The organism is Nocardioides oceani, from assembly GCF_030412965.1.
GTDB classification, from domain to species: domain Bacteria; phylum Actinomycetota; class Actinomycetes; order Propionibacteriales; family Nocardioidaceae; genus Nocardioides; species Nocardioides oceani.
The window spans coordinates 165475-189598 of sequence record NZ_JAUHJQ010000007.1; the positions used below are offsets into that span (position 1 = coordinate 165475).

Annotated in this window: 22 protein-coding genes and 1 tRNA gene; 12 read left to right on the forward strand and 11 right to left on the reverse strand. The window is 73.9% G+C overall.

The window, feature by feature from the left end; translation table 11 throughout:
* The first annotated feature begins 26 nt into the window (after positions 1 to 26).
* The gene (locus tag QWY28_RS16685; protein WP_300953696.1) at positions 27 to 596 is read left to right on the forward strand and encodes a hypothetical protein; all 570 of its coding nucleotides are present in this window, start codon (positions 27 to 29) and stop codon (positions 594 to 596) included.
* 670 nt (positions 597 to 1266) lie between these two features.
* Here QWY28_RS16685 and QWY28_RS16690 read toward each other — a convergent pair.
* Positions 1267 to 2478 (reverse strand): DUF4032 domain-containing protein, encoded by a 1212-nt coding sequence (locus tag QWY28_RS16690; protein WP_300953697.1) that lies wholly within the window; start codon positions 2476 to 2478, stop codon positions 1267 to 1269.
* A 10-nt stretch (positions 2479 to 2488) separates the two neighbouring features.
* The gene (locus QWY28_RS16695; RefSeq protein ID WP_300953698.1) at positions 2489 to 4339 is read right to left on the reverse strand and encodes a glycoside hydrolase family 13 protein; all 1851 of its coding nucleotides are present in this window, start codon (positions 4337 to 4339) and stop codon (positions 2489 to 2491) included.
* A gap of 90 nt (positions 4340 to 4429) precedes the next feature.
* Between QWY28_RS16695 and QWY28_RS16700 the strand changes: the two genes are divergently transcribed.
* The 3 genes from QWY28_RS16700 to QWY28_RS16710 all read left to right on the forward strand — a co-directional run bounded on the left by QWY28_RS16700 (position 4430) and on the right by QWY28_RS16710 (position 5639).
* A complete protein-coding gene (locus tag QWY28_RS16700) occupies positions 4430 to 5176 on the forward strand; it encodes an SDR family NAD(P)-dependent oxidoreductase (protein ID WP_300953699.1) in 747 nt (248 codons plus the stop codon).
* A 63-nt stretch (positions 5177 to 5239) separates the two neighbouring features.
* Positions 5240 to 5312, forward strand: a tRNA-Thr gene (locus QWY28_RS16705).
* Positions 5313 to 5507: 195 nt separating this feature from the next.
* Positions 5508 to 5639, forward strand: coding sequence for a hypothetical protein (locus QWY28_RS16710; protein ID WP_300953700.1), 132 nt, complete (start codon positions 5508 to 5510; stop codon positions 5637 to 5639).
* Positions 5640 to 5679: 40 nt separating this feature from the next.
* Here the strand turns inward: QWY28_RS16710 and pdxY are convergent, their stop codons facing one another.
* Positions 5680 to 6531 (reverse strand): pyridoxal kinase PdxY, encoded by an 852-nt coding sequence (gene pdxY, locus QWY28_RS16715; RefSeq protein WP_300953701.1) that lies wholly within the window; start codon positions 6529 to 6531, stop codon positions 5680 to 5682.
* A 147-nt stretch (positions 6532 to 6678) separates the two neighbouring features.
* Between pdxY and QWY28_RS16720 the strand changes: the two genes are divergently transcribed.
* Positions 6679 to 8304, forward strand: a complete 1626-nt coding sequence (locus QWY28_RS16720; protein ID WP_300953702.1) for a GMC family oxidoreductase — start codon at positions 6679 to 6681, stop codon at positions 8302 to 8304.
* Between the two features lies 1 nt (position 8305).
* The gene (locus QWY28_RS16725; RefSeq protein WP_300953703.1) at positions 8306 to 9916 is read left to right on the forward strand and encodes a succinic semialdehyde dehydrogenase; all 1611 of its coding nucleotides are present in this window, start codon (positions 8306 to 8308) and stop codon (positions 9914 to 9916) included.
* Between the two features lie 130 nt (positions 9917 to 10046).
* Here the strand turns inward: QWY28_RS16725 and QWY28_RS16730 are convergent, their stop codons facing one another.
* The 3 genes from QWY28_RS16730 to QWY28_RS16740 are packed head-to-tail and all read right to left on the reverse strand — an operon-like array spanning position 10047 to position 12049.
* Positions 10047 to 10823 (reverse strand): dioxygenase family protein, encoded by a 777-nt coding sequence (locus QWY28_RS16730; protein ID WP_300953704.1) that lies wholly within the window; start codon positions 10821 to 10823, stop codon positions 10047 to 10049.
* A 28-nt stretch (positions 10824 to 10851) separates the two neighbouring features.
* Positions 10852 to 11544 (reverse strand): uracil-DNA glycosylase, encoded by a 693-nt coding sequence (locus tag QWY28_RS16735; protein ID WP_300953705.1) that lies wholly within the window; start codon positions 11542 to 11544, stop codon positions 10852 to 10854.
* Positions 11545 to 11575: 31 nt separating this feature from the next.
* The gene (locus QWY28_RS16740; RefSeq protein ID WP_300953706.1) at positions 11576 to 12049 is read right to left on the reverse strand and encodes a PaaI family thioesterase; all 474 of its coding nucleotides are present in this window, start codon (positions 12047 to 12049) and stop codon (positions 11576 to 11578) included.
* A 65-nt stretch (positions 12050 to 12114) separates the two neighbouring features.
* Here QWY28_RS16740 and QWY28_RS16745 point away from each other — a divergent pair, with 65 nt between their 5' ends.
* A complete protein-coding gene (locus QWY28_RS16745; RefSeq protein ID WP_300953707.1) occupies positions 12115 to 12594 on the forward strand; it encodes a winged helix-turn-helix transcriptional regulator in 480 nt (159 codons plus the stop codon).
* Position 12595: 1 nt separating this feature from the next.
* Here the strand turns inward: QWY28_RS16745 and QWY28_RS16750 are convergent, their stop codons facing one another.
* Together QWY28_RS16750 and QWY28_RS16755 are read right to left on the reverse strand one after the other, a co-directional pair.
* Positions 12596 to 13648 carry an SMP-30/gluconolactonase/LRE family protein gene (locus tag QWY28_RS16750; RefSeq protein ID WP_300953708.1) on the reverse strand — a complete coding sequence of 351 codons (1053 nt, stop codon included), beginning with the start codon at positions 13646 to 13648 and terminating at the stop codon, positions 12596 to 12598.
* Positions 13645 to 15186, reverse strand: coding sequence for a flavin monoamine oxidase family protein (locus QWY28_RS16755; RefSeq protein ID WP_300953709.1), 1542 nt, complete (start codon positions 15184 to 15186; stop codon positions 13645 to 13647). Before QWY28_RS16755 ends, QWY28_RS16750 begins: the two co-directional genes overlap by 4 nt.
* Before the next feature lie 59 nt (positions 15187 to 15245).
* On the opposite strand from QWY28_RS16755, the gene QWY28_RS16760 reads away from it, so the two are divergent.
* The 3 genes from QWY28_RS16760 to QWY28_RS16770 are packed head-to-tail and all read left to right on the forward strand — an operon-like array spanning position 15246 to position 17490.
* Positions 15246 to 15881: a TetR/AcrR family transcriptional regulator gene (locus QWY28_RS16760; RefSeq protein ID WP_300953710.1), complete on the forward strand. Its 636-nt coding sequence runs from the start codon at positions 15246 to 15248 to the stop codon at positions 15879 to 15881.
* Positions 15878 to 16564, forward strand: a complete 687-nt coding sequence (locus QWY28_RS16765; protein WP_300953711.1) for a class II aldolase/adducin family protein — start codon at positions 15878 to 15880, stop codon at positions 16562 to 16564. The genes QWY28_RS16760 and QWY28_RS16765 overlap by 4 nt, the downstream gene beginning before the upstream one ends.
* The gene (locus QWY28_RS16770) at positions 16561 to 17490 is read left to right on the forward strand and encodes a carbohydrate kinase family protein (RefSeq protein ID WP_300953712.1); all 930 of its coding nucleotides are present in this window, start codon (positions 16561 to 16563) and stop codon (positions 17488 to 17490) included. Before QWY28_RS16765 ends, QWY28_RS16770 begins: the two co-directional genes overlap by 4 nt.
* A gap of 148 nt (positions 17491 to 17638) precedes the next feature.
* Here the strand turns inward: QWY28_RS16770 and QWY28_RS16775 are convergent, their stop codons facing one another.
* The 3 genes from QWY28_RS16775 to QWY28_RS16785 are packed head-to-tail and all read right to left on the reverse strand — an operon-like array spanning position 17639 to position 21673.
* Entirely contained in the window at positions 17639 to 19078 is a 1440-nt protein-coding gene (locus QWY28_RS16775; protein WP_300953713.1) for a pyridoxal phosphate-dependent decarboxylase family protein, read from the reverse strand.
* A complete protein-coding gene (locus QWY28_RS16780; protein ID WP_300953714.1) occupies positions 19075 to 20436 on the reverse strand; it encodes an MFS transporter in 1362 nt (453 codons plus the stop codon). Before QWY28_RS16780 ends, QWY28_RS16775 begins: the two co-directional genes overlap by 4 nt.
* Before the next feature lies 1 nt (position 20437).
* Positions 20438 to 21673 (reverse strand): alpha/beta fold hydrolase, encoded by a 1236-nt coding sequence (locus QWY28_RS16785; RefSeq protein ID WP_300953715.1) that lies wholly within the window; start codon positions 21671 to 21673, stop codon positions 20438 to 20440.
* A gap of 41 nt (positions 21674 to 21714) precedes the next feature.
* Between QWY28_RS16785 and QWY28_RS16790 the strand changes: the two genes are divergently transcribed.
* Both QWY28_RS16790 and QWY28_RS16795 read left to right on the forward strand, forming a co-directional pair.
* Positions 21715 to 23274, forward strand: coding sequence for an FMN-binding glutamate synthase family protein (locus QWY28_RS16790; protein WP_300953716.1), 1560 nt, complete (start codon positions 21715 to 21717; stop codon positions 23272 to 23274).
* A gap of 5 nt (positions 23275 to 23279) precedes the next feature.
* Positions 23280 to 24080, forward strand: coding sequence for an LLM class flavin-dependent oxidoreductase (locus tag QWY28_RS16795; RefSeq protein WP_300953717.1), 801 nt, complete (start codon positions 23280 to 23282; stop codon positions 24078 to 24080).
* Positions 24081 to 24124 lie beyond the last annotated feature (44 nt).

Sequence of the window (24124 nt, forward strand, 5' to 3'; positions counted from 1 at the left end):
TCGAAAGGCACCCTGAGATGACCTCCATGTCCACGCCCGCCTCCGGCGCACGGATGGGCTCCGGCTCCGCCCTCCCGCGGGCCGGCCGCGGCGGGAGCGCCACCGGCGCGGCCCCCATGAAGAACAACAACTACCAGCTGCTCCAGGTCGTGCTCTTCTGGGCCGGCGCGATCCTGCTCCCGCTCGGCCTCGTCGTCATCGTGCTGGGCTGGTACGGCGCCGCGAACACGCCCTACCAGTACGACCAGCTCTCCTACCTCGTCTCCGGCGGCCTCCTCGGCCTCGGACTGACGTTCGTAGGCGGGTTCCTCTACTTCGGGGCCTGGCTGGCGCGGATCGCCGACGACGGACGCGAGTCGTCCAAGCGGCTGGCCGACACCCTGCTCGTGCTCGCCGACGTGACCTCCCGGTCCGCCGCCGTCAACGACCAGGGCGTCGACACCTCCGCGCTGCCGGTCACCGCGGGGGAGGGCACCACCATCCACCGCCGCGACTGCGCGCTCATCGCCCACCGCACCGACCTCCACCCTGTCGGCGAGGCCGAGGCCCAGGGCCGCGCCGGCCAGCTCACCACCTGCCGGGTCTGCAAGCCCTGACCCCCTCCGCCCCGCCCCTGCTGGTCGACCAGCGAAGGCCGCCCTCGCTGGTTGAGCAGCGAAGGCCGCCAGGCCTGAGCGTGTCGAAACCCGGTGAGACGGGCTGCGGCCTCGGGGACGGGGTTCCCGCCGTTCCTGCTGGTTGAGCAGCGAAGGCCGCCAGGCCTGAGCGTGTCGAAACCCGGTGAGACGGGCTGCGGCCTCGGGGACGGGGTCCCGCCGTTCCTGCTGGTTGAGCAGCGAAGGCCGCCAGGCCTGAGCGTGTCGAAACCCGGTGAGACGAGCCGCGGCCTCGGGGACAGCGGTCCCGCCGTTCCTGCTGCCTGAGCGTGTCGAAACCCGGTGAGACGAGCCGCGGCCTCGGGGACGCGGCCCCGACGCTCCTGCTGGTTGAGCAGCGAAGGCCGCCAGGCCTGAGCGTGTCGAAACCCGGTGAGACGAGCTGCGGCCTCGGGGACGCGGCCCCGACGCTCCTGCTGGTTGAGCAGCGAAGGCCGCCAGGCCTGAGCGTGTCGAAACCCGGTGAGACGGGCTGCGGCCTCGGGGAGGGGGGTCCGCCTGCGGCGGGCGGGGTCTGGCTCCCGCAGCTCGGCCTCCAGCGCGGCGGCCGGAAGGGACGTGACCGGCGATCCGCGTGGCCGGTCACGCGGCCGGTCCCCGGCACGCCGCGTCACTCCGGCTCGGGAGTGAGCGCCTCCTCGGGCTTGCCGGCCAGCACGGTGTCGATGTAGTCGCGGGCGGTCTCGAAGAGGTCGACCTCGTGGCCGGCCCGCTCGGAGAGGTACCACCGGTGCACCAGCACCTCGTGGAAGATCTCGGCCGGCTCGAGCTTGCCGCGGGCCTCGGTCGGGACCATCGCCATCAGGGGCTCGAAGACGTCGGTGAGCCACCGGGTCGCGACGAGCACCCGGTCCTCGCGGCCGAGGTCGTGGTGGGCGGTGAAGCGGGCGATGTCGTTGAGCAGCCGGCGGGCCTGGGCGTCCTCGACGTCGAGACCGGTCAGCGAGCGCAGCTCGCGCCGGTGGTGGCCGAGCTCGACGGCGCGCGGCTGGATGCGGACGCGGTCGCCGTCGAAGTCGGTGACGATGTCGAGCTCCTCGACGTCGAACCCGAGGGTGTTGAGCCGCTCGATCCGCTGCTCGATGCGCCACATCTCGGCCGCGGAGAACTCCTCGGCGCCGGTCAGCTCGTCCCACAGCTCGCCGTAGCGGCGCTCGAGCAGCGCGACGATGTCCTCCGCGGGCACCTCGTCGGGCACGAGCCGGCTCGCCTGGAGGTCGAGCAGCTCGGCGTACACGTTCTCGGTGGCGATGGTGACGTCGTGGTGGCGCATCCGGTCCGAGAGGGAGGAGCGCAGCTCGCCGGTCTCGGCGTCGACGAGGTACGCCGCGAAGCCGCCGGCGTCGCGGCGGAAGAGCACGTTGCTCAGCGACACGTCGCCCCAGAAGAAGTCCGCGAGGTGCAGCCGCACGAGCAGCACCACCATCGCGTCGACCAGCGACGGCAGCCCCTCGGCGGTCGTGCCGTGGCTGAACAGGCTGCGGTAGGGCAGCGAGAACCGCAGGTGCCGGGTCAGCAGCGCGGCGGGCAGCTCCTGGCCGTCGGCGTCGACGCGGCCGGTGACCACGCCCTGGGGCACCACCGCGGGCAGCCCGAGCCGCTGGAGGTCGCGCAGCAGTCGGTACTCCCGGAACGCGATCTCCTCGACGGTCTCCTTGACGGCGTACGTGGAGTCGCCCTGGCGCACGATCCGCACGACGTGGCGGGAGAGCCCTCGGGGGAGGGGAACGACGTGCTCGGCGCCCCACTCCTCCAGCGGCGCCGACCAGGGCAGCCCGAGCAGCGCCGGGTCGGGTCGGTGCGCGACGACGTGGAGGGCCACGCGGCCGAGCCTAGACCCGCCAGATCCAGACGCCGGGGTGCTCGGACGCCGGGACGGTGACGGTGCCGTCGGTCGCGGTCAGCGGCGCGGGCTCGCCCTCGGTCGCCAGCACCACGGAGCCGTCGCCGAAGCCGAGCAGGCCCGCCTCGAGACCGATGGCCGGGCCGCCCGCGCGGCGGGCGCAGACGAGGAGCGAGCCGGAGGGGTGCTCGCGCACGAAGACGAACGCGTCGTCGTCGACGTGCGCCCAGCGGAGCCCGCCGCGGCGCAGGGCGTCGTGGTCGCGGCGCGCGGCGGCCAGGGCGGCGTACGTCGCCAGCGTGGCGTGGTCCCAGTCCTTGCGCCGGTCCCAGGGCATCGGCCGGCGGGAGTCCTCGCCGAGCACGCCCTCGAGCCCGATCTCGTCCCCGGCGAAGAGCATCGGCACTCCGGGCAGCGTGAACTGCAGCCCGGCCGCGACCCGGTGCACCTCGGGGGAGCCGGCGACGGTGCGGATGCGGGCGCTGTCGTGGGAGCCGAGGATGTTCCACGACTGGCTGGCCGCGCGCCAGCCGAAGCGGGCCAGCCACTCCCGGAAGGACCGGAGCACCAGCGGCCCGGGCCGCCGCGGCACCGGCAGCGGGCGGCCGAACGCGCGGGCGGGCGACGAGGGGTCGCGGACCCACGACCACACCGGCCAGGAGAAGCCGGAGTAGTTCATCGTCCCGTGCCAGCCGTCGCCGTCGATGTCGCCGGACGCGTCGTGGTTGTGCTCGCCGATGACCAGCGGGTCGGGCCGCTCGGCCTCGGCGGTGCGGCGGACGGCCCGGGCCACGTCGTGGTTGACGTCGACCGCGCCGAGCCTGCCGGTCATGTTGGCGACGTCGATGCGCCACCCGTCGACGTCGAACGGCGGCCGCAGCCAGCGGGCGACGACCGAGTCGGGGCCCTCGACCATCGCGGCGCGGAGGTCGGGGTCGGCGAGGTTGAGCTTGGGCAGGGTGCCGTGGCCCATCCAGCACTCGTAGGAGCCGTCGTGGTTGAAGTAGTACCAGCCGCGCGTCGGCGAGGCCGGGTCCGCCGACGCCTCACGGAACCACTCGTGGGTGTCGCCGGTGTGGTTGGTGGTGAGGTCGCCGAGCAGCCGCCAGCCGCGCTCGTGGACGGCGGCCGAGAGCCGGGCGTACGCCGCGTCGCCGCCGAGCAGCGGGTCGACGCCGTCGAACGTCGAGGCGTTGTAGCGGTGGTTGCTCTCGCCGGGGAAGACCGGCGTCGTGTAGACGACCGAGACGCCGACGTCCTGGAGGTGGTCGAGGTGGTCGACGACGCCGTCGAGGTCGCCGCCGAAGAACTGGGTCGGCGTGCGCGGGTCGGAGCCCTCGAAGACCACCTCGTCGTCCCACGCGGCGGGCACGGCCCAGGCCGGGGTGGGGCGCTCGTCGGCGGCGGCCGACCGCGCGAACCGGTCGGGGAAGATCTGGTAGACGACGCCGTCGCGTCCCCAGTCCGGCGCGGAGGGGTAGGTCGAGACGCGGAAGTCGAAGGTGTCCGGCACGTCGTGGCGGTGCACGCCGGCGGCGGTCAGCCACCGCTGGTCCTCGGCCGGGGTGCCGCTGTCGGTGCCGAGCAGGAACCGGTAGTGCGCGACGGGGTTGTGCACGGGCAGCTCGCCCTCCCACCAGACCGTGTGCTCGTCGCGCTCGACCGGCCCGCACGCGTGGTAGACCGGCTCGGCGTCGTACGTCGTGCGCAGCCAGACCTGGTCGACCGGGTCGTCGGCGGCGGTCCGGACGCGCACCTTGACCGTCCAGCCGAGGGTCGGCGCCTCGTGCTCCAGGTAGAGCGGGGACCCGTCGTGGTGCGGTTCGCGCAGCAGGCTCACCCGACAAGGATCGCCCGCCGGCGCGGAGGAGGCCAACTCAGTGCGGCTCGACCCTGGCCGAACTAGAACGTGTTCCAGTACGGTCCGCGCATGACCTCCCCCGCCTCCTCCGCCCCCGCCTCCGACGAGCCCCGCGTCGTCGTCGTCACCGGCGCCGCCTCCGGCATCGGCCGGGCCACCGCCGAGCTCTTCCGCGACCAGGGGGCGACCGTCTTCGGCCTCGACGTGCAGCCCGGCGCGCCCGACGGCGTCACGTACGTCGAGTGCAACGTCGCCTCGCGCGAGTCCGTCGACGCCGCGGTCGCCGAGTGCGCCCAGCACGGCCGCATCGACGTCCTCGCCAACGTGGCGGGCGTCGTGCAGTTCGGCCACTTCGACCAGATCACCGACGCCGAGTGGGACCGGGTCCACGCGGTCGACCTCAAGGGCCCGTTCATGATGATCCAGGCCGCGCTGCCGCACCTGCGCGCCTGCGGCGGCAACATCGTCAACGTCAGCTCGGTCGCTGGCCGGATCCCGCAGCCGTACGCCGTGGCGTACGCCGCCGCGAAGGGCGGCCTCACGCAGCTCACCACGTCGCTCGCGCTCGAGCTGTCGCCGGAGGGGATCCGCGTCAACGCGGTGTGCCCCGGCACGGTCGACACCCCGATCGTGTCGCACGTCGCCGGGATCATGCCGGCCGACATGGACCCCCGGGTCGCCGACCGGCTGATCATGATGCTCCCCGGCCCGGCCATCTCCCCGGCCGAGATCGGCGAGTCGATCGTCTACCTCGCCTCGCCCGCCGCGCGGATGATCACCGGCGCCGTCCTCGCCTTCGACGGCGGCATGGGCTGAGCCCGTCGCCGGGCCCGCCGACTAGCATGTGCCCGGCCGCCGCGACCTCGCGTCGCCGGCCGCGCCGGTGTAGCTCAGTTGGTAGAGCGCCTCTCTTGTAAAGAGGATGTCGCGGGTTCGACTCCTGTCACCGGCTCCGCGTCACCGGCTCCGCGTCGCCGCGCCGCGTGATGCCCGGTGTCCGCCCGGGCGCACGCTGAGCATCACGAGGCGGGGGCGGGCGGGGCCTCACCCACAGGGATGTGATCTGCGCCGGATCGCGGTCGGCGCGGCATGGTGCGCGGAAACGGCGGGTATCGGCTCCTCAATCGATCCGGGGAGTGATTCCACGATGGCAGCGAACACGTCTGCACCGAGCACCGCCGCGGCCGCCGAGAGCCGCGACACCATGGTCGCGCTGGCGATGCTGTGGCTGATCCCGGCGCTGGCCTTCCTGGCCGCGCTGATGATGGTCGGCGGCTGAGTCCGAGGCTCGAGCCAGCGACCCCCGAGCCCGAGGTCCCTCAGCGGACCTGACGGACCTCGAAGGACGCCGGCGGGGATGCGATCGCGTCCTGCGCGGCGACCAGCTGGATCTCGCGGGTGCCCGCGGCGATCGTCGCCTCGAGCACCGCGAACACCGACGACGTCGTGCGGGAGAGCGCCTCGGCCGGCGAGCCGGTCGAGCGCAGGTGCGCGAGGTAGAGCGCGGCAGTGACGTCGCCGCAACCGTTCGGCGTGATCGGCAGCAGCGGCGTGGTGACCACCCAGGCGCCGGCGTCGGAGACGGCGAGGACGTCGAGGGAGCCCTCCGGTACGTCGCCGTGCAGCACGCTGGTGACCAGCACGTCCCGCGGCCCGCGGTCGCGCACCGCGTCGACCGCGTCGAGCACCTCGTCGAGCGTGGTGGTCGTCCGGCCGGCGAGGAAGTCGAGCTCGAAGTGGTTCGGCGTCAGGACGTCGGCGAGCGGGACGACGGTGTCGCGCATGTACTCCGGGATGCCCGGCTTCACGAACATGCCGCGGCCGACGTCGCCCATCACGGGGTCGAAGCAGTAGACCGCGTCCGGGTTGGCCGCCTTGACCTTCGCCACGGCGTCGAGCACGACCGCGCCGACGGCCGGGTCGCCCTGGTAGCCCGACAGCACCGCGTCGGCCTCGCCGAGGACCCCGCGGTCCTCGATGCCCGCGATCACGTCGGCCACGTCGGCCGGCGCGAGGAGTGGGCCGCGCCACGCGCCGTACCCGGTGTGGTTGGAGAAGTGGACCGTGAGCACCGGCCACACCTCGTGGCCCAGTCGCTGCAGCGGGAAGACCGCGGCGGAGTTGCCCACGTGGCCGTAGGCCACCGACGACTGGATCGAGAGGATCTTCACGCCTCCGATCCTCCCGTCCGATCGGTGGTCCAGCAAACTAGAACAAGTTACAGTCATGCCCTACTGTGGGCGGCGACACATTCCGAGAGTATGTGAGCTCATCGGGCCGCACCGCCGCCAGCGCGAGACGAACGACCAGGGGACGACATGGCCAAGACAGCCCTGAAGAACGAAGCCGACTACGTCGTGGTGGGCTCCGGCAGCTCCGGCGCGGCGATCGCCGGTCGGCTCGCCGAGTCCGGTGCGAGCGTGATCGTGCTCGAGGCGGGCAAGAGCGACAACCAGTTCCTGACCAAGAAGCCCGGGATGATCGGCCCGATGCACGCGGAGCCGAAGATCAAGCGGCTCAACGACTGGGGCTACTACTCGGTGCCGCAGAAGCACATCCTCGACCGCAAGATGCCGGTCCCGCGCGGCAAGGTGCTCGGCGGCTCGAGCTCGGTCAACGGCATGGTCTACGTCCGCGGCAACCGGGCCAACTACGACTCCTGGGCGGCCGAGGGCTGCGTCGGCTGGGACGCCGACTCGGTCAACGCGGCGTACAAGCGCATGGAGGACTACGAGGGCGGCGAGAACGCCTTCCGCGGCGTCGGCGGCCCGATCCGGGTCACCCGCAACAAGACCCCGCAGGAGGGATCGCTGCAGTTCCTCCAGGCGACCGCCGACACGATCGGCTGCAAGGTTCTCGACGACTACAACGGCGAGTCGCAGGAGGGCGTCGGCCGGATGCAGCAGAACGCCGCGGACGGCCTGCGCTACAGCGCCTCGCGCGGCTACATCCACCACCTCGCGCCGCCGACGCTCGACGTGCAGACCCAGGTGCTGGTCACCAAGGTCGTCATCGAGAACGGCCGGGCCACCGGCGTGCAGGTCCGCGACAAGGACGGCAGCCAGCGCACCGTCCGGGCGGGCAAGGAGGTCATCCTCGCCGCCGGCTTCGTCGGCTCCCCGCAGATCCTCATGCTCTCCGGCATCGGGCACGCCCAGCACCTCAAGGACCACGGGATCCCGGTCCTCGCGGACCTGCCGGTCGGCGACAACCTGCACGACCACATGTTCCACGCGATGACCTTCCACGCCACCTCCTCGAAGATGCGCGGCAACGCCTTCTTCTTCGCCAAGGGCGTCGCCAAGGAGGTCCTGCGCCCGGGCTCGACGTTCCTCGCGAACTCGGTCTTCGAGGTGCTCGCGTTCCTCAAGACCTCGCAGGCCACGGACGTCCCGGACCTCCAGCTGCACCTGCTGCCGTGGTCCTACGTCTCGCCGAACCAGGACGAGCCGATCCGCCACGAGGTCTCCCCGCTGCCGGCGCTGACCGTGCTCACCACGCTGATCTACCCGCGCAGCCGCGGCACCCTCCGGCTCGCCTCCGCCGACCCGACCGCGGCGCCGCTGATCGACCCGCAGTACCTCGCGGAGTCCGCCGACCTCGACCTGCTCGCCGAGGGCTCGGAGATGGTCCGCGAGATCATGGGCGCGGCGGCGTTCGGCGGTGCGGTCAAGGACGAGATCCACCCGGGCCGCAACCTGCAGGGCTCCGAGCTGCGGCAGGCGATCCTCAACCGGGCCACCTCGGTCTACCACGGCGTCGGCACCTGCCGGATGGGCGTGGACGAGCTCGCCGTCGTCGGCCCGGACCTCAAGGTCCGCGGCGTCGAGGGGCTGCGCGTCGCCGACGCCTCGATCATGCCGTCGATCACCGGCGGCAACACCAACGCGCCCGCGATCATGATCGGCGAGCGCGGCGCCGACCTCGTCCTCGGGAGGGGCTGACATGACCGCCACCGCCGACCGCCCGGCCACCGTCGCCGGCACGGGTACGACGACGCGCCCGCGTCGCCCCGCCACGCTGACCGACGCCTTCCTGTGCGACCTGGTCGCCCGGGTCCCCGGCTCCGGCGGGCAGACGTGGGACCTGGCCGAGGTCTACACCGGCGAGACGCTCGTGCAGCTGCCGCAGTCGACCCCGGCCGACATCGAGCGCGCCTTCGCGGCCGCCCGCTCGGCCCAGCAGGAGTGGGCGTCCTGGCCGCTGCGCAGGCGGCTCAAGGTCTTCAAGAAGGCGCACTCGCTGCTGGTCGACAACGCCCAGACCACCGCGGACCTCATCCAGGCCGAGAGCGGCAAGAACCGCCGGATGGCCATCGAGGAGACCTGCGACCCGGTGATGGTGATCAGCCACTACCTCAAGCGGGCGCCGAAGCTGCTGGCGCCGGTCAAGCGCGGTGGGCCGGTGCCGCTCGTCTCCAGCTCCACCGAGATCCGCCAGCCCAAGGGCGTCGTCGGGATCATCGCGCCCTGGAACTTCCCGTTCGCGACCGGCCTCTCCGACGCCATCCCCGCGCTCATGGCCGGCAACGCGATCGTGCTGAAGCCCGACAACAAGACCGCTCTCTCGCCGCTCTACGGCATCAGCCTGCTCGAGCGGGCCGGGCTGCCGAAGGGCCTGTTCCAGGTCGTGTGCGGCGAGGGGCCCGACGTCGGCCCGACCCTCATCGACAACGCCAACTACGTGATGTTCACCGGCTCGACCGCCACCGGCCGGGTCATCGGCGAGCGGGCCGGGCGCAACCTGATCGGCTGCTGCCTCGAGCTCGGCGGCAAGAACCCGATGATCGTCCTCGACGACGTCGACGCCGAGGAGTGGGTGACCGGCGCGCTGTTCGGCGTCTTCGGCAACACCGGCCAGATCTGCATGCACATCGAGCGGATCTACCTGCCCGAGAGCCGGTACGACGAGCTGAAGGCGCGCTTCGTCGCCGCGGCCGAGAGCCTGCGCGTGGGCGCGGCGTACGACTTCGGGCCGGAGCTGGGCTCGCTGATCTCGGTCGACCACATGCAGCGGGTGCACAGCCACGTGCAGGACGCCGTCGCCAAGGGGGCCACCGTCGTCACCGGCGGCAACCCGCGGCCGGACATCGGGCCGGCGTTCTTCGAGCCGACCGTCCTCGAGGGCGTCACCGGCGACATGCTCACCGGCTGCATGGAGACCTTCGGGCCGGTCGTCGCGCTGCACCCCTACCGCAGCGTGGACCAGGCGGTCGCGCTCGCCAACGACACCGACTACGGCCTCAATGCCTCGGTGTGGGGCGCCGACGTCGACCGTGCCGTCGGCGTCGCCCGTCGCATCCACGCCGGCAACGTCAACGTCAACGACTCCCTCGCCACGGCGTACGCCTCCAAGGGCACGCCGTCCGGCGGCGTCAAGCAGTCCGGCGTCGGCGCCCGCCACGGCGACCAGGGCCTCCTGAAGTACACCGACGTGCAGAACCTCGCGGTCCTCAAGAAGCAGGTCATGGGCGCCCGCCCCGGCCAGGACTACGACGAGTACGTCAAGGGGATGCTCACCGGGCTGAAGATGATGCGGCGCACGCGGATCCGCTGATCCCCGGTCGGAAGGGGCGGACGGGGCCGGTGAAGATCCCAAGTTAACATGGGATCCTCACGCTTCCCTGCCATCGCAATGGCCGCGAGGCGTCGACATCCCACGTTTACTTGGGATGTCGAGCACCGCCTCAGGCCACCTGGAGCGACCGCTTCGACAGCCCCATCCAGAACCCGTCGACGACCTGGGTGCCGGGGGCGGCGGGGTCGGTGGCTGCGCCGAGGGTGACGAAGAGCGGCGTGTAGTGCTCGACGGTGGGGTGGGCGTACGGCATGCCGGGCGCGCGGTCGCGGTACGCCGCGAGGGTGTCCACGTCGCCTCGGGCGAGCGCCTCGCCGGCCCACGCGTCGAACTCCGAGGACCAGCCGGGGGCCTCGGCGTCGATGCGCCACGAGGTCAGGAACGGCAGCCCGTGGGTGAGGAAGCCCGAGCCGATGATCAGCACGCCCTCGTCGCGCAGCGGCTGGAGCCGCCTGCCGAGCGCGAGCAGCCGCTCCGGGTCGTGGGTGGGCAGCGACATCTGCAGGACGGGGATGTCGGCCTCGGGGTACATGATCCGCAGCGGCACCCAGGCACCGTGGTCGAGGCCGCGGGAGGCGTGCTGGTGGACGGGCTCGCCGGCCGGCATCATCGCCGCCACGCGGCGGGCCAGCGCGGTGGCGTCGGGAGTCTCGTAGGTCATCCGGTAGTACTTCGGGTCGAACCCGCCGAAGTCGTAGACCAGCGGTGCGCCGCTCGCCGAGAGCGACACCGGCGCGGACTCCCAGTGCGCGCTGACGATGAGGACGGCCCGAGGGCGGGGGAGGTCCGCGGCCCAGGCCGCCAGCTGGCCGGACCAGGTCGGGTCGTCGAGGAGCGGGGGCGCCCCGTGACCGAGGTAGAGCGCCGGCATCCGGTCGGTCGTCATGTCCACTCCAATGGTTGAGGATTCAACCTTATTCCGCGGGGAGCCTCCAGTCCACCCCTGCCGAGCCCTGCCGGGCAAGCAGGTCGTTGACCCGGCTGAACGGGCGGGAGCCGAAGAACCCGCGGCTCGCCGACAGCGGCGAGGGGTGCGCGGACTCGACGTACGGCGTCGGGCCGAGCATCGGCTTGAGACCTTGTGCGTCGCGGCCCCACAAGATGGCCGCGAGCGGTCCGCCGCGGGCGACGAGCGCCTCGATCGCGCAGGCGGTGACCTCCTCCCAGCCGCGCCCGCGGTGCGAGGCGGAGGCGCCCGGCTGCACGGTGAGGACGCGGTTGAGCAGCATGACGCCGGCGTCGGCCCACGCGGTGAGGTCTCCGTGCGGCGGCGTCTCGATGCCGAGGTCGCTGCGCAGCTCGGTGTAGATGTTGGCCAGCGAGCGGGGGATCGGCCGCACGTGCGCGTCGACGGCGAAGCTCAGTCCGATCGGGTGGCCGGGCGTCGGGTAGGGGTCTTGGCCGACGACGAGCACCCGCACGTCGGCCATCGGGCGGCAGAAGGCCCGCAGCACGTGCTCGCCGGCGGGCAGGTAGTCGCGACCGGCGGCCATCTCCGCCCGGAGGAACCGCCCCATCTCGGCGATCCGCTCGTCGACGGGGGCGAGCGCCACCGCCCAGTCCGCGGCGACGAGGCCCTGGTCCACGAGTCTGGCGAGCGCGCTCACGCCGGGGACGGTACCCGCGCCGGGTCCGGCCTCAGGCGAAGACCATGCAGCTGGAGGTCGCGTGGGCGACCAGGCGCTCGCGGGAGTCGAAGAGCTGCGCCTCTGCGAGCGCCGTACGCCGCCCGCGGTGCACCACCCGGCCGACCGCGCGCAGCCGGCCGGACTCGACGGTCGCAGGGCGGAGGAACTTCACGGTGAGGTCGAGGGAGGTGTAGCCCTCGCCGGCGGCCAGCGTGGAGTGCACCGAGCAGCCGGCGGCGGTGTCGAGGAGGGTCGAGATGACGCCGCCGTGCACGGTGCCGAGCGGGTTGTAGTGGCGGACCTCGGGGTCGAGCTCGACGCTGATCGACCCGGGCTCGCCGTCGAAGTCGACCATCCCCAGCGTCTCGGCGATCGGCGCCGCCGGGAGGAGCCCGTCGCGCATCGCCATGAGCAGCTCGTAGCCGGTCATCGCGGCGCGGTCGAGCACGGGAGCGGGCGTCGAGCGGTCCTGGGTCTCGGTCATGGACCCAGCCTCGCGGGTGCGATCTGGGTCTGTCAACAAGACCCAGCCTCGCCTACGCTGCAGGCATGGAGACCTCGCCGAGCGCGTTGCAGTGGTCGACGGCCAACTGCACGGTCGGCCGCGCGATGGCCGTCCTGGGGGAGCGATGGACGTTCGTGGTGCTGCGCGAGGTGTTCAACGGGGTGCGCCGGTTCGACGACATCCGTCGCCACAGCGGCATCCCGCGGCAGGTGCTGAGCAACCGGCTCGCGCTGCTGGTCGAGCAGGACGTCCTGCGCAAGGTGCCCTACCGCGCGGAGGGCGAGCGCGAGCGGCACGAGTACCGCCTGACGCAGAAGGGCTTCGACCTCTACCCGGTGCTCGTCGCCGTGGCCGACTGGGGCGACCGCTACCTCGCCGACCCCGAGGGACCTCCGGTCGAGGTCGCCCACCGCGAGTGCGGCGAGGTGCTCCACGCGGCGCTGGTCTGCGAGGCCGGGCACCACGTCACCGAGCCGCGCGACGCCGTGCCGCGGCCCGCTGCCGGCGCGAAGCGGATCGACTGAGTCAGCGACCCAGTCGCGCCCGCTCCGGCACGAACGGTCGCTTGCCGCGCTCGCCGACCTCGACCCGCAGGATCGCCTGGTTCGCGGTCGTGCCGGTGATGACCGACTGGTTCGCCACCAGCACCGAGGTGCCGAGGAAGGTCGCGCTGCAGGGGGTGTCGAACGGGATCGCCGAGCCGTTCTGCCCCAGCAGCGGCGCGTCGGGGAAGCGATCGACCTCGGCGCCGCCGGCCCCGAGCTCGACGAGCTGGTTGGTGCCCAGCAGGGAGACGTAGAGGTGGCCCGAGCGGCCGATGCCGAAGCCGTCGGGCAGCTCCATCGGCCCCGAGCGCCACAGGGCCCGCAGCTCGCCCGGCCGACCGTCGGGGCGCACGCCCAGCGACAGCACCGCGCCGGTCGTCGGCAGCTGCGAGCCGTCGAGGACCCACTGCTGGGCCAGCACCAGGTCGCCGCGGCCGGGGCGGTAGACCAGCCCGGTCGTGCCGAACTCGGCGCCCTCGAGCGCGGGCGCGGTGAACCACGCGCGAGGCGTGCCGCCGCGCGGCGGCACGCGCCACACGATCGGCTGTGCGTAGTCGCTGACGTACAGCTCGCCCCGCGGACCCCACGTCGCGTAGTTCGGCACGGCGCCCTCGGGGAACGTCGCCACGCGACGCCACCGACCGGTGCGGACGTCGAGGGTGAGCACCCGCCGGGTCGAGGTCTCGAGCACCACCAGCCGGCCGTCGCGGGTCTGGTTCGCCACCTGCACGCCGTGGCTGCCGTCGGTCACCTGGCCCGGGACCGGCCAGGACCGCAGGAGCTGGCCGGCGGCCGACCACTCGAAGACGCGCGAGGGCACGCCGGTGGCCGAGCTGTTGACGTACGTGCCGGCGTACACCCGTCCGTTGGTGTGGACGTGCACGTACGCCGGGTAGCCCGGCGCGGGCACGAGGGCGAACACCGTCGTGCGCCACGTCGCCGGGCCGGCGGCCGCGGGCGCCGCGGCCGAGGGGGCGGCCGCCAGCGGCAGGGCGAGGACGAGGGCGGCGAGGAGCGCGGCGAGCCGTCTCACAGCTTCTCCAGCACCTCGACGGCGGCGCGCTTGCCGGCGCGGACAGCGCCGTCCATGTAGCCGCTCCAGTACGTCGCCGTCTCGGTGCCCGCCCAGTGCACCCGGCCGAACGGCCGCCGGATCGCGGGTCCCTGGTCGACGAGCGTGCCCGGCGCGTGGAACGCGGTCGGGCCGCCGCGGGTCCACTGCTCCTTGGTCCAGTCCTGCTCGGTGTACTCGATCGGACGCAGCGCCTGCTCGCCGAACATCGCGGCGAAGCCCTCGAGGACCGCCTTGCGGCGTCGCGCCCGCGGCAGCACGCCGTACTCCCGCCAGGTGGAGCCGCCGACGAAGGCGAGGAGCACGCCGGGGCTGCCGTCGGGCGGGCTGTTGTCGAAGACCGCCCGGGCCGCGCCCGCGTCGTTGATGCCGAAGCCGTTGAGGCCGGCGTCGCGCCAGAACGGCTTCTCGTAGACCGCGTCGCACTTCATCAGCCGGCCCATGTCCATGCTGCGCAGCAGCTGCGTGCGGCGCACCGGCAGCCGCGGGAACCAGTCGATGTCGAGCACCAGCGGCGGCGGCGCCGCGACGACGACCCGCCGGGCGCGGACCGTGCCGCGGCCGGTGTGGACGAGCACCCGGTCCTCCCGCTGCTCGATGCGGCGCACCGGGGCCTTCAGAGCGACGACGTCGCCGAGGCGCTTGGCCAGCCGCAGCGGCACGAGCTGCGAGCCGCCGACGAACCGCCGCTCCTGGGCGCCGTTCGCGGTGTCGGAGTTGCGGGAGAAGGTGCCGACGTTCTTCTCGTTGCCCGAGCACGCGACGTACCAGAGGGTGAAGAGGAACGAGAGCTCGTCGGGGTCGGCGCCGAAGCCGGGCTGGGTCCAGGACTTGATCAGGTTGGTGACGCCGGCGGCGTTGACCGAGCTGCGGCGGATGAACTCTCCGAGGCTCGTGCCGTCCCACTCCCGGGCGCGCGGGTGGTCCCAGGGCGCCTCGACGTCGAGCTCGGCGGCGTACCGGTCGATGAGGGAGAGCAGGATCGCCGCGTCGGCGAGGATCGTGGGGTCGGGCGGGACGGTCCCGGTGTAGGTCGTGCGGCCGGTCAGCGAGGAGATGTAGACGCTGCTGCCGGTGTTGTACTCCCGGAACGTCGGGACGCCGAGCTCGTCGGCCAGCCGCAGGATGTGGTCCTGGGTCGGCCCGACGAACGCGCCACCTGCCTCGATGACGCCGCCCGCCTCGAGGCGGTGGTTCAGCACCCGCCCGCCGACCCGGTCGCGCGCCTCGACGAGCAGCACCGAGGCGCCGCCGGCCGCGACCTTGCGCGCCGCCACCAGGCCGGAGATGCCGCCGCCGACCACGACCACGTCCACCTGCCGCGGCAGCGACCCTTGCAGGCCGGTGACCCGGGCGGCCGGGTCGGCGACGTCCGCGAGCGCGCCCGTGGGCAGGGCGGCGGCGAGGCCGGCGCCGGCGGCCGCGGACGCCGAGGCGCCCAGGAGCGCGCGGCGCGAGAGCCAGGGAGCGGCGTCGGGGAGGGCGTCGTACGTCGGCATGGGCGCTCCGATACCTGAAGGTGTGTCAGATTCAGGTCCGTACCCTACACTCGCGTCTCGTGCCTGCCGAGCCTCTTGTGACCACCACCTCGCGCCGGGTGCCCACCCAGGAGCGCAGCCGCCGTCGCGTCGAGGGGATCCTCGACGCCGCCGCGGGCCTGGTCGTCGAGCGCGGCGTCGAGGCGCTGACGACCCGGGACATCGCCGACGCGGCGGGCGTCCCGGTGGCCTCGCTCTACCAGTACTTCGCGGACAAGGACGACGTCCTGGTCGCCCTCGCCGCCCGCGACATGGGGGAGATGGACGAGCAGGTCGCCCGCGACGTGGCCGCCCTGCTGGAGTCGGGCGACGAGGTCACCCTCAGCGCGCTGGTGCGGACGGTGATGGAGGCGTTCGTCGCGGTCTACCACCGACGCGCCGCCTTCGTCGTGCTCTACCTGCGCGGCCGGACCAACGTCGCGGTGCACCGCTTCGGGCGCGAGCACAACGCCAAGGTCGCCGAGGTGCTGCACGCCCAGGCGCGGGCGACCGGTCTGGCCGGCGGGCTCACCCCGCGGATGGCGCAGCTCGCCGTCGAGGTCGGGGACCGGGTCTTCCAGCTGGCCTTCGAGCACGACCTGCACGGCGACGCCGAGACGGTCGAGGAGGGGATCCGGATGGTGACGGCGTACCTCGAGAGCCGGGCGGCCTCGTGAGGGGCGCGGACGACCCGCTGCGCGAGGCGGTCGCGGGCGCGGCCCGCCGGCTGGCGGAGGCCGGGCTGCTGGTGGGCACCGCCGGCAACGTCTCGCTGCGCGAGGGCGACCGGGTCGCGGTCACGGCGAGCGGGGTCGTGCTGGGCGCCTGCACGCCTGACGACGTCACGGTCGTCGACCCCGGCGGCGCCGTCCTCGAGGGCCGGCTCCGGCCGACGTCCGAGCTCGACCTCCACCTGGGGGTGTACGCCGCCGGCGACCCGCCCGCGGGCCCGGCCGCCGTCGTCCACACGCACGCGCCGTGGTCGACCGCGGTCGCCTGCGTCCTCGACGAGCTGCCGGTGCTCCACTACCAGCAGCTGCTGCTCGGCGGGCCGGTCCGCGTCGCGCCGTACGCCACCTTCGGCACCCCCGAGCTCGCGGCGGCCGTGGGCGCCGCCCTCGAGGGCCGCCAGGCCGCGCTGATGGCCAACCACGGCTCGGTGGCGGTCGGGTCGACGCTCGACGAGGCGGTCGAGCGCGCCGAGCTGCTGGAGTGGCTGGCCGCGCTGCACCACCGCGCGTCCGCGCTCGGCACGCCCCGCGCGCTGACCGAGGAGCAGCAGGCCGCGGTCGTCGAGGCGGCCGTCCGCCGCCGCTACGGCACCACCCAGGCGATCGAGCCGCAGGAGGAGCAGTCATGAAGGTCGCGACCGTCGGGGTGCACGTCCTCGACACCCACGTCATCGGCGTCGAGTCGATCCCCGAGCGCTCCGACGGCCAGCTGGTCGAGCGGATCGCGCTCTCGCCGGCCGGCACCGCGGGCGGCACCGGCGTGGTGCTCAGCCGCCTCGGCGCCCAGGTCTCCTCCTTTGGCGCGGTCGGCGAGGACCCCGTCGCCACGACCCTGCTCGCGCTGCTCGAGCGCGAGGGCGTGGACGTGACCGGCCTGGTGCGCAAGGCCGACGCCCAGACCTCCGCCTCGGTCATCCCGGTCCGGCCGAACGGCGACCGGCCCGCCTGGCACTGCATCGGCGCCAACGGGGCCTTCACCCTCGACGACGACCTCGACCTGGACGCGCTGGCGGGGATCACCCACCTCCACCTGGGCGGTCCGGAGTTCCTCGGCGGCGAGGCGGCCGGGCGGCTGCTCGCCCACGCCCGCTCGCTCGGGGCGACCACGTCGCTGGACCTGCTCGCCCCCGGCGACCCCGACATGCTGGCCTGGATCGCCGACGCCCTGCCGCACACCGACCACCTGCTCCCCAACGACGAGCAGGTCCTCGGCTTCACCGGCGCCACGTCGCTGGCCGACGGCGCGCGGGCGCTGCTCGAGCACGGCGTCGGCGCGGTCGCGGTCACCCAGGGCGCCCGCGGGGCGCTGGTCGCCACTGCCGAGGAGACCCTCGAGGTGCCGGCGTACGCCGTCGACGTGGTCGACACGACCGGGTGCGGCGACGCGTTCTCGGCCGGCTACCTGCGCGGGCTCGCGCTCGGCCGGGACCTGCGCGGTGCCGCGGAGCTCGGCTGCGCCGCCGCCGCCCAGGTCGCCCGGGGGCTCGGCACCGACGCCGGCACCTACGACCTCGACGCGGTGCTCACCTTCGCGGAGTCGGCTCCCCGTCGCTGACCCGCCCGGCCTTGATCGATTGTCAAGCGGCCTTGTGGACGCTCCACACGGCTCCCGCCGCGTGTGCAGCGACAACAGTGCCGCTGAAGAGGGGTCCTGCCGAGCGGCCGGGGTGGGCGGTCGGGCGGTCGGGCGGTCGGGCGGGCGGTCAGTGCGTCGGCCGGCTGAGCCGGTCGAGGAAGGTGACGAGCAGCGCCTCGCGCATGGCGGGGGAGGCCAGGTCGAGCATCGCGTTGACCTCCGCCATCCGCTCGGGGAGCGCGAGCGAGCCGTCGGCCCCTTCGCCGACGAGGCCGGAGGCCGCGAGCAGCCCGTCGAAGTCGGCGTCGGTCAGGGCGGCGGGGTCGAGGGAGCGGATGTAGTCCGCGACGCCCGCGTCGACAGCCACCGGGCCGGCCGCCACGGCGGCGGCGACGGAGGCGCGCAGCGCGACGAGGAAGTCGTCGACGCCGCTCAGCGTCGCCGCGCTCACCGACAGGTGGATCGTCGGCGGCTGGTCGCCGTAGGACATCTGCGGCTGGACGTACCACCCGCGGGTGGTCATCTCGTCGCAGACGGTGAACGCGTCGCAGCTGGCGTCGGTGACGAGCGCGACGAGCGTGGAGTCCGGGGTGACGACCAGCCGCAGCGCGGCGATGTCGGCGACCCCTGCCACGATCCGGTCCACGGCCTCGAGGACGTCGGCGGTCAGGCGCTCGTAGCCGTCGTCGCCGAGGGTCCGCACGACCGCCCAGGCGCCCGCGGTGGGGCCGCCCGAGCGGGTGGACTGCATCGTCGGGTTGAGCATCGTGTAGCCCGGCCAGGCGGCGGAGGCGAACAGCTGGGGACGACGCAGCGCCGGGGTCCGGTGCAGCAGGAGGGAGGTGCCCTTGGGGGCGTAGGCGTACTTGTGTAGGTCGACGCTGATCGAGGTCACGCCGTCGACGGCGAAGGTCCAGGGCGGCACGGCGCGGCCCAGGCGCGCGGCGTACGGCAGCACCCAGCCGCCGATGCAGGCGTCGACGTGGCAGCGGATCCCGCGTGCGCTCGCGAGCGCGGCCAGCTCGGTGACGGGGTCGACGACGCCGTGCGCGTACGACGGCGCGCTGGCGACCACCAGCACCGTGCTGTCGTCGATCGCGGCCTCGGTCGCGGCGACGTCGGCGCGGAAGTCCGCACCCACCGGGATCAGGCGCGCCTCCACGCCGAAGTAGTGAGCCGCCTTGTGGAACGCCGCGTGGGCCGTCGCGGGGAGGACCATGCTCGGCCGCTCGACCTGCGGGTGGGCGTCGCGCGCGGTCTGCACCGCGAGCAGCACCGACTCGGTGCCGCCGGAGGTGACCGAGCCGCGGACGGTGTCCGGCGCGTCCAGCAGCCGGGCGGCGAAGCCGACCAGGTCGTTCTCCATGCGCAGCAGGCTGGGGAAGGCGGTCGGGTCGAGCCCGTTGGAGCCGGCGTACGCCGCCACCGCCTCGCGACCGACCCGGTCGACCTCCGCGAGCCCGGAGTCGTAGACGTAGGCCAACGTGCGCCCGCCGTGCACGGGCAGGTCGGCCTGCTGCAGCGAGCGCAGCTGGCCCAGCACGTCGGGGTCGTGGGTGGCGGTCATGCGTCGACCTCCGCGGCGTCGAGGGTGTGGCGGGCGAGCCACGCCAGGCTCACCAGCACGAGCAGGGCGGGCAGCAGCGAGAACCCGAGGACGATCGCGGTGACCGCGGAGTCGGGCTGCGTGGCGGCGCCGTCGGTGGAGGACCGGTAGTCACCGAGCGCGAGCACCAGCGCGAAGACCGCCGGGCCGAGCGCGAGGCCGAGCGTCTCGCCGGCGGTCCACACGCCGGTGTAGACCCCGGCGCGGCCGCTGCCGGTCCGGCGGGCGTCGACGGCGGCCGCGTCGGGGAGCATCGCCATCGGGAAGACCTGGCAGCCGGCGTACCCCACCCCGGCCAGGCCGACCGCGGCGAAGACCACGGCGGGCGGCGCGACGTCGGCGAGTGCGGCGAGCGCGGCGCCGGCGGCGAGGAGCACCGAGGCGGCGACGTACCCGCGCTTCTTGCCGACCCGCTGGCCCAGCGCGGACCAGGCCGGGGTCAGGAGCAGCGCGGGGCCGACGAAGCAGAGGAACAGCACGGTCGCGGCGCCGGTGCTGTCGAGGACGTCCTCGGCGAGGTAGTCGACGCCCGCGAGCATCGCGCCGGTCGCCAGCGCCTGGACGACGAAGGTGGTGAGCAGCAGGCGGAAGTCCCGCGCCGTGGCGACGATCCGCAGCTGGTCGCGCAGCGAGCCGGCGCCGGGGTGGACGGTGCCGACCGGGGCGCGGCGGGTGCCGAGGTAGGAGGCGACCACCCCGACGAGGATGACCAGCGCCATCACCACGCCCATGACGCGGTAGCCGTCGCGGCCGCCGACCGCGTCGCGGATCAGCGGTGCGGTGCCGCCCGCCAGCAGGATCGTGAGCGCGAGGATCGCGACCCGCCAGGTCATCAGGCGGGTGCGCTCGTCGTAGGACGACGTCATCTCGGCGGGCATCGCGACGTAGGGGACCTGGAAGAACGCGTACGCCGAGGCGCAGCCGAGGAAGCACACGAGCACCCACGCCGCCTCGAGGCCGGTGGCCATCGAGGGCGCGGCGAAGATCAGCGCGAAGCTCGCCGCCAGCACCAGGCCGGCGCGCAGGAGGAACGGGCGCCGCGGCCCGCGGGGGTCGGTGCTCCGGTCGCTGACCCGGCCCGCGATCGGGTTGAGCACGACGTCCCAGGCCTTGGGCAGGAAGACGATGACGCCGGCCAGCACGGCCGCGATCCCGAGGGAGTCGGTGAGGAACGGCAGCAGCATGAGCCCCGGCACCGTGCCGAACGCGCCGGTCGCGACCGATCCGGAGCCGTAGCCGATGCGCACGCCGCGGGGCAGCGCCCCGGGTGCCCCGGGTGCCCCGGGTGCGGTCGCCCGTGCGGTCTCCTGCGTGGCCACCTCAGCGCGCCAACGACCGGGAGCCGCCGGAGCCGTAGCGACGCGTCGGGTTCGCGCCGATCGCGTCCTTGTCGGCGGCGGTCTTCTTGGCGGCGGTCTTCTTGGCGGCCTTCTTCGCCGTGCCCTTCCGCGCGGTCTTCCGGGCCGGCTTCGCGGCGGCGGGACGGTCCGACCACTGCTCGAGCCACTCGTCGAGCACCTCCCAGGTGGTGCCGCGGGCCCGCCGGCCGGTGAGCATGCCGAGGTGGCCGCCCGGGACGATCTCGAAGCGGACCTCCTCGGAGGAGGACAGGTGCGGCAGCAGCGCGCGCACCGCGCCCACCGGCGCGATCCCGTCGGTGGCACCGGCGAAGACCAGCACCGGGGCGGTGATCGTCTCCAGCCGGATGGTCCGCTCGCCGAGCACGACCTCGCCGGTCTTGAGCACGTTGCCCTTCACGAACCGGTGGTAGAGCTGCCCGAACGTGCGGCCGGGATAGGCCGTCATGTTCGCGGTGAACCGGTCGACCGCCTCGAGCTGGGCGAGGAAGTCGGTGTCGTCGAGGTGGCTGGCGACCGCCAGCGGCTTGGTGACCATCTTCTGGAAGGAGCTGAGCTGGAAGGCCCAGCGCACCAGCGGCGTGGGCGCGCCGCCCATCAGCTGGTAGGCCCGGGTGATCGCCCCGCGCCCGTCGGTCGGGTTGAGGTTGAGCAGCGGCCGCAGCGGCGCCACGAGCGGGACCTGGGAGACGTCGAACGGCGTGCCGACGGCCGTCAGGGACGCGATCGGCAGGCCGGCGTCGACGGCTGCGGCGAGCAGCGTGAAGATCCCGCCCAGCGACCACCCGACCACGTGGACCGGCCGCCCGCCGGCGTGCCGCGAGACCTCCCGGATCGCGGCGGGCACGACGTCCTCGACCCAGTGCTCCATGCCCAGCGAGCGGTCGCGGAAGGACACCTGTCCGTACTCCACGAGGTACGTCGGCCGGCCGGTGGAGAGCAGGTGCTCGACCAGCGAGCAGCCGCGCCGCAGGTCGAAGCAGATCGCGGGCGCCGCGAGCGGGGTCACCAGCAGCACCGGGTCGCCCTGCTCGCGGACGGTCGCGCGGGGCCGGTAGTGGTACAGCTCGCGCATCATCCCCTCGTCGATGAGGGTCCGCGGCATCGGGCGGAGGTCCGCCAGCCCGCCGTAGAGCACCTTGTGCGCCACGTTGCCGGCCGCCGAGACGACCTGGTCGGGCTTGGGGACGAGGTCCATGGGCGGCAACGTACCCGGGCGATGCGGGTACCGCACAGGACATGAGCTGGACCAAGATCGCCGCCGCCGGTGCCGCCGCCCTCGGGGCGGTCGCCGCCCACGACCTCACGCAGCGCAAGCACGCCATCCTGCGCAACTTCCCCGTGGTCGGGCACCTGCGCTTCACGCTGGAGCGGTTCGGTCCCGAGCTGCGGCAGTACATCGTGACCTCGAACGACGAGGAGCGCCCGTTCTCGCGCGACCAGCGCCGCTGGGTCTACGCCTCCTCCAAGGGCGAGAACACCTACGTCGGGTTCGGCACCGACAACGACGTCGAGCGCAGCACCGGCTACCCCGTGGTCAAGCACCGGACCTTCGCCGGCCCGGGCGCCGCGACGGCGCCGCACGCCGAGGAGGGCGTCCGGCTGCCGATGGGCAAGGTGCTGGGCGGGCCGCGGGACCGCGCCAAGGCGTTCCGTCCCGGCTCGATCGTCAACATCTCGGGCATGAGCTTCGGGTCGCTCTCCGGCAACGCCGTGGAGGCGCTCAACCGCGGCGCGGAGATGGCCGGCTGCCTGCAGAACACCGGCGAGGGCGGGCTCTCGCCGTACCACCGCAACGGCGGGGACCTGGTCTTCCAGATCGGCACGGCGTACTTCGGGTGCCGCGACGCCGAGGGCCGGTTCGACCTGGCCCGGCTCCAGGACCTGGTCGCCTCCGCGCCGGTCCGCGCGCTGGAGATCAAGCTCTCGCAGGGCGCCAAGCCCGGGCTCGGGGGGATGCTGCCGGGCGCCAAGGTGAGCCCCCAGATCGCCGAGATCCGTGGCATCCCCGAGGGCAGGGACTGCGCCTCGCCGAGCCGGCACACGGCGTTCTCCGACACCGACTCGATGCTCGACTTCGTCGAGCTGCTCGCCGCCGAGACCGGCCTGCCGGTCGGCATCAAGTCCGCGGTCGGCGACCTGACGTTCTGGGACGAGCTCGTCACGCTGATGACCGCCCGCGACCGCGGGGTCGACTTCGTCAACATCGACGGCGGCGAGGGCGGCACGGGCGCGGCGCCGCTGGTGTTCTCCGACTCGGTCGCCTACCCGTTCCGGATCGGGTTCACCGAGGTCTACAAGCGGTTCGCGCGCGCGGGGATGCAGGACGAGGTCGCCTTCCTCGGCGGCGGCAAGCTCGGGCTCACCGAGAACGCGGTGGTCGCCCTCGCCCTCGGTCTGGACGGCATCCACGTCGGCCGCGAGGCGATGCTCGCCATCGGGTGCATCCAGGCGCAGAAGTGCCACGCCGACACCTGTCCGACCGGCGTCGCGACACAGGACCCGTGGCTGACCCGCGGGCTGGACCCGGAGCTGAAGTCGGTGCGCGCGGCGACGTACGTCAGGTCGTTGCGGCGCGACCTGCTCAAGGTCGCCGAGGCCGTCGGCGTCGTCCACCCGGCGCTCATCGGTCCCGACGACGTGGACCTCGTGGACGGGACCCGATCGGCGGTGACGCTGCGCGAGGCGTACGGCTACGAGCCCGGCTGGGGGCTGCCGAGCCCGGAGCTGGCGAGCACCGTCGAGGACCTGGTGCTCGGCCGGTTGCCCGACGACCCGCACCCCGCCGTGGCACGCTGACCGGCGTGAGCACCGGCATCGTCTTCCGTCCCCAGCTGCCGCCCGAGGAGCTCCCGGGGGTGGTGCGCGCCGCCGACGAGGCGGGCGTGCCCGAGCTGTGGCTGTGGGAGGACTGCTTCCTCCAGGGCGGCCCGACCGCGGCGGCCGCCGCGCTGGCCTGGTCCGAGCGGCTGCGGGTCGGCATCGGCCTGCTGCCGGTGCCGTTGCGCAACCCCGCCGTGGTCGCGATGGAGCTCGCGACGCTGGCGCGCCTCTTCCCCGGCCGGGTCGTGCCGGTGCTCGGCCACGGGGTGCTCGACTGGATGGCGCAGGTCGGGGCGGGCGTCGACTCCCCGATGACGCTGCTGCGCGAGCACACCGAGGCGGTCCGCGACCTGCTCGACGGACGGCGGCTCGACGTGTCCGGGCGGTACGTCGCCCTCGACGGCGTCGCGCTCGACCAGCCCCCGGCCGAGCGGCCGCCGCTGCTCGTCGGCGCCCGCGGCCCGAAGACGATCCGGCTGGCCGGCGAGGTGGCCGACGGCGTGCTCATCGACCACACCGGCAGCGACCCCGACACGGTCCGCCGCGCGCGGGCGGTGGTCGACGAGGGCCGGTCGGCCTCGGGCCGTCCCGGCCGGGCCGTCGTCACCGTCTACACCGAGCTCGACCCCGCTGCGCCGGACCTGGCGGCCCGCGTCGCCGACCGGGTCGCCGAGGTCCGCGACGCCGGCGCCGACACCGTCGTGCTGCAGGGCACCGACGAGCGGCCCGACCCGCGGCCGCTCCTCGACGGGCTCGCCGCCGCCGGGTTGCTGCCGGGCTGAGCCGGCGGGGCCGCCCGCCCGGTCACATCTCGGGGGAGTCCTGC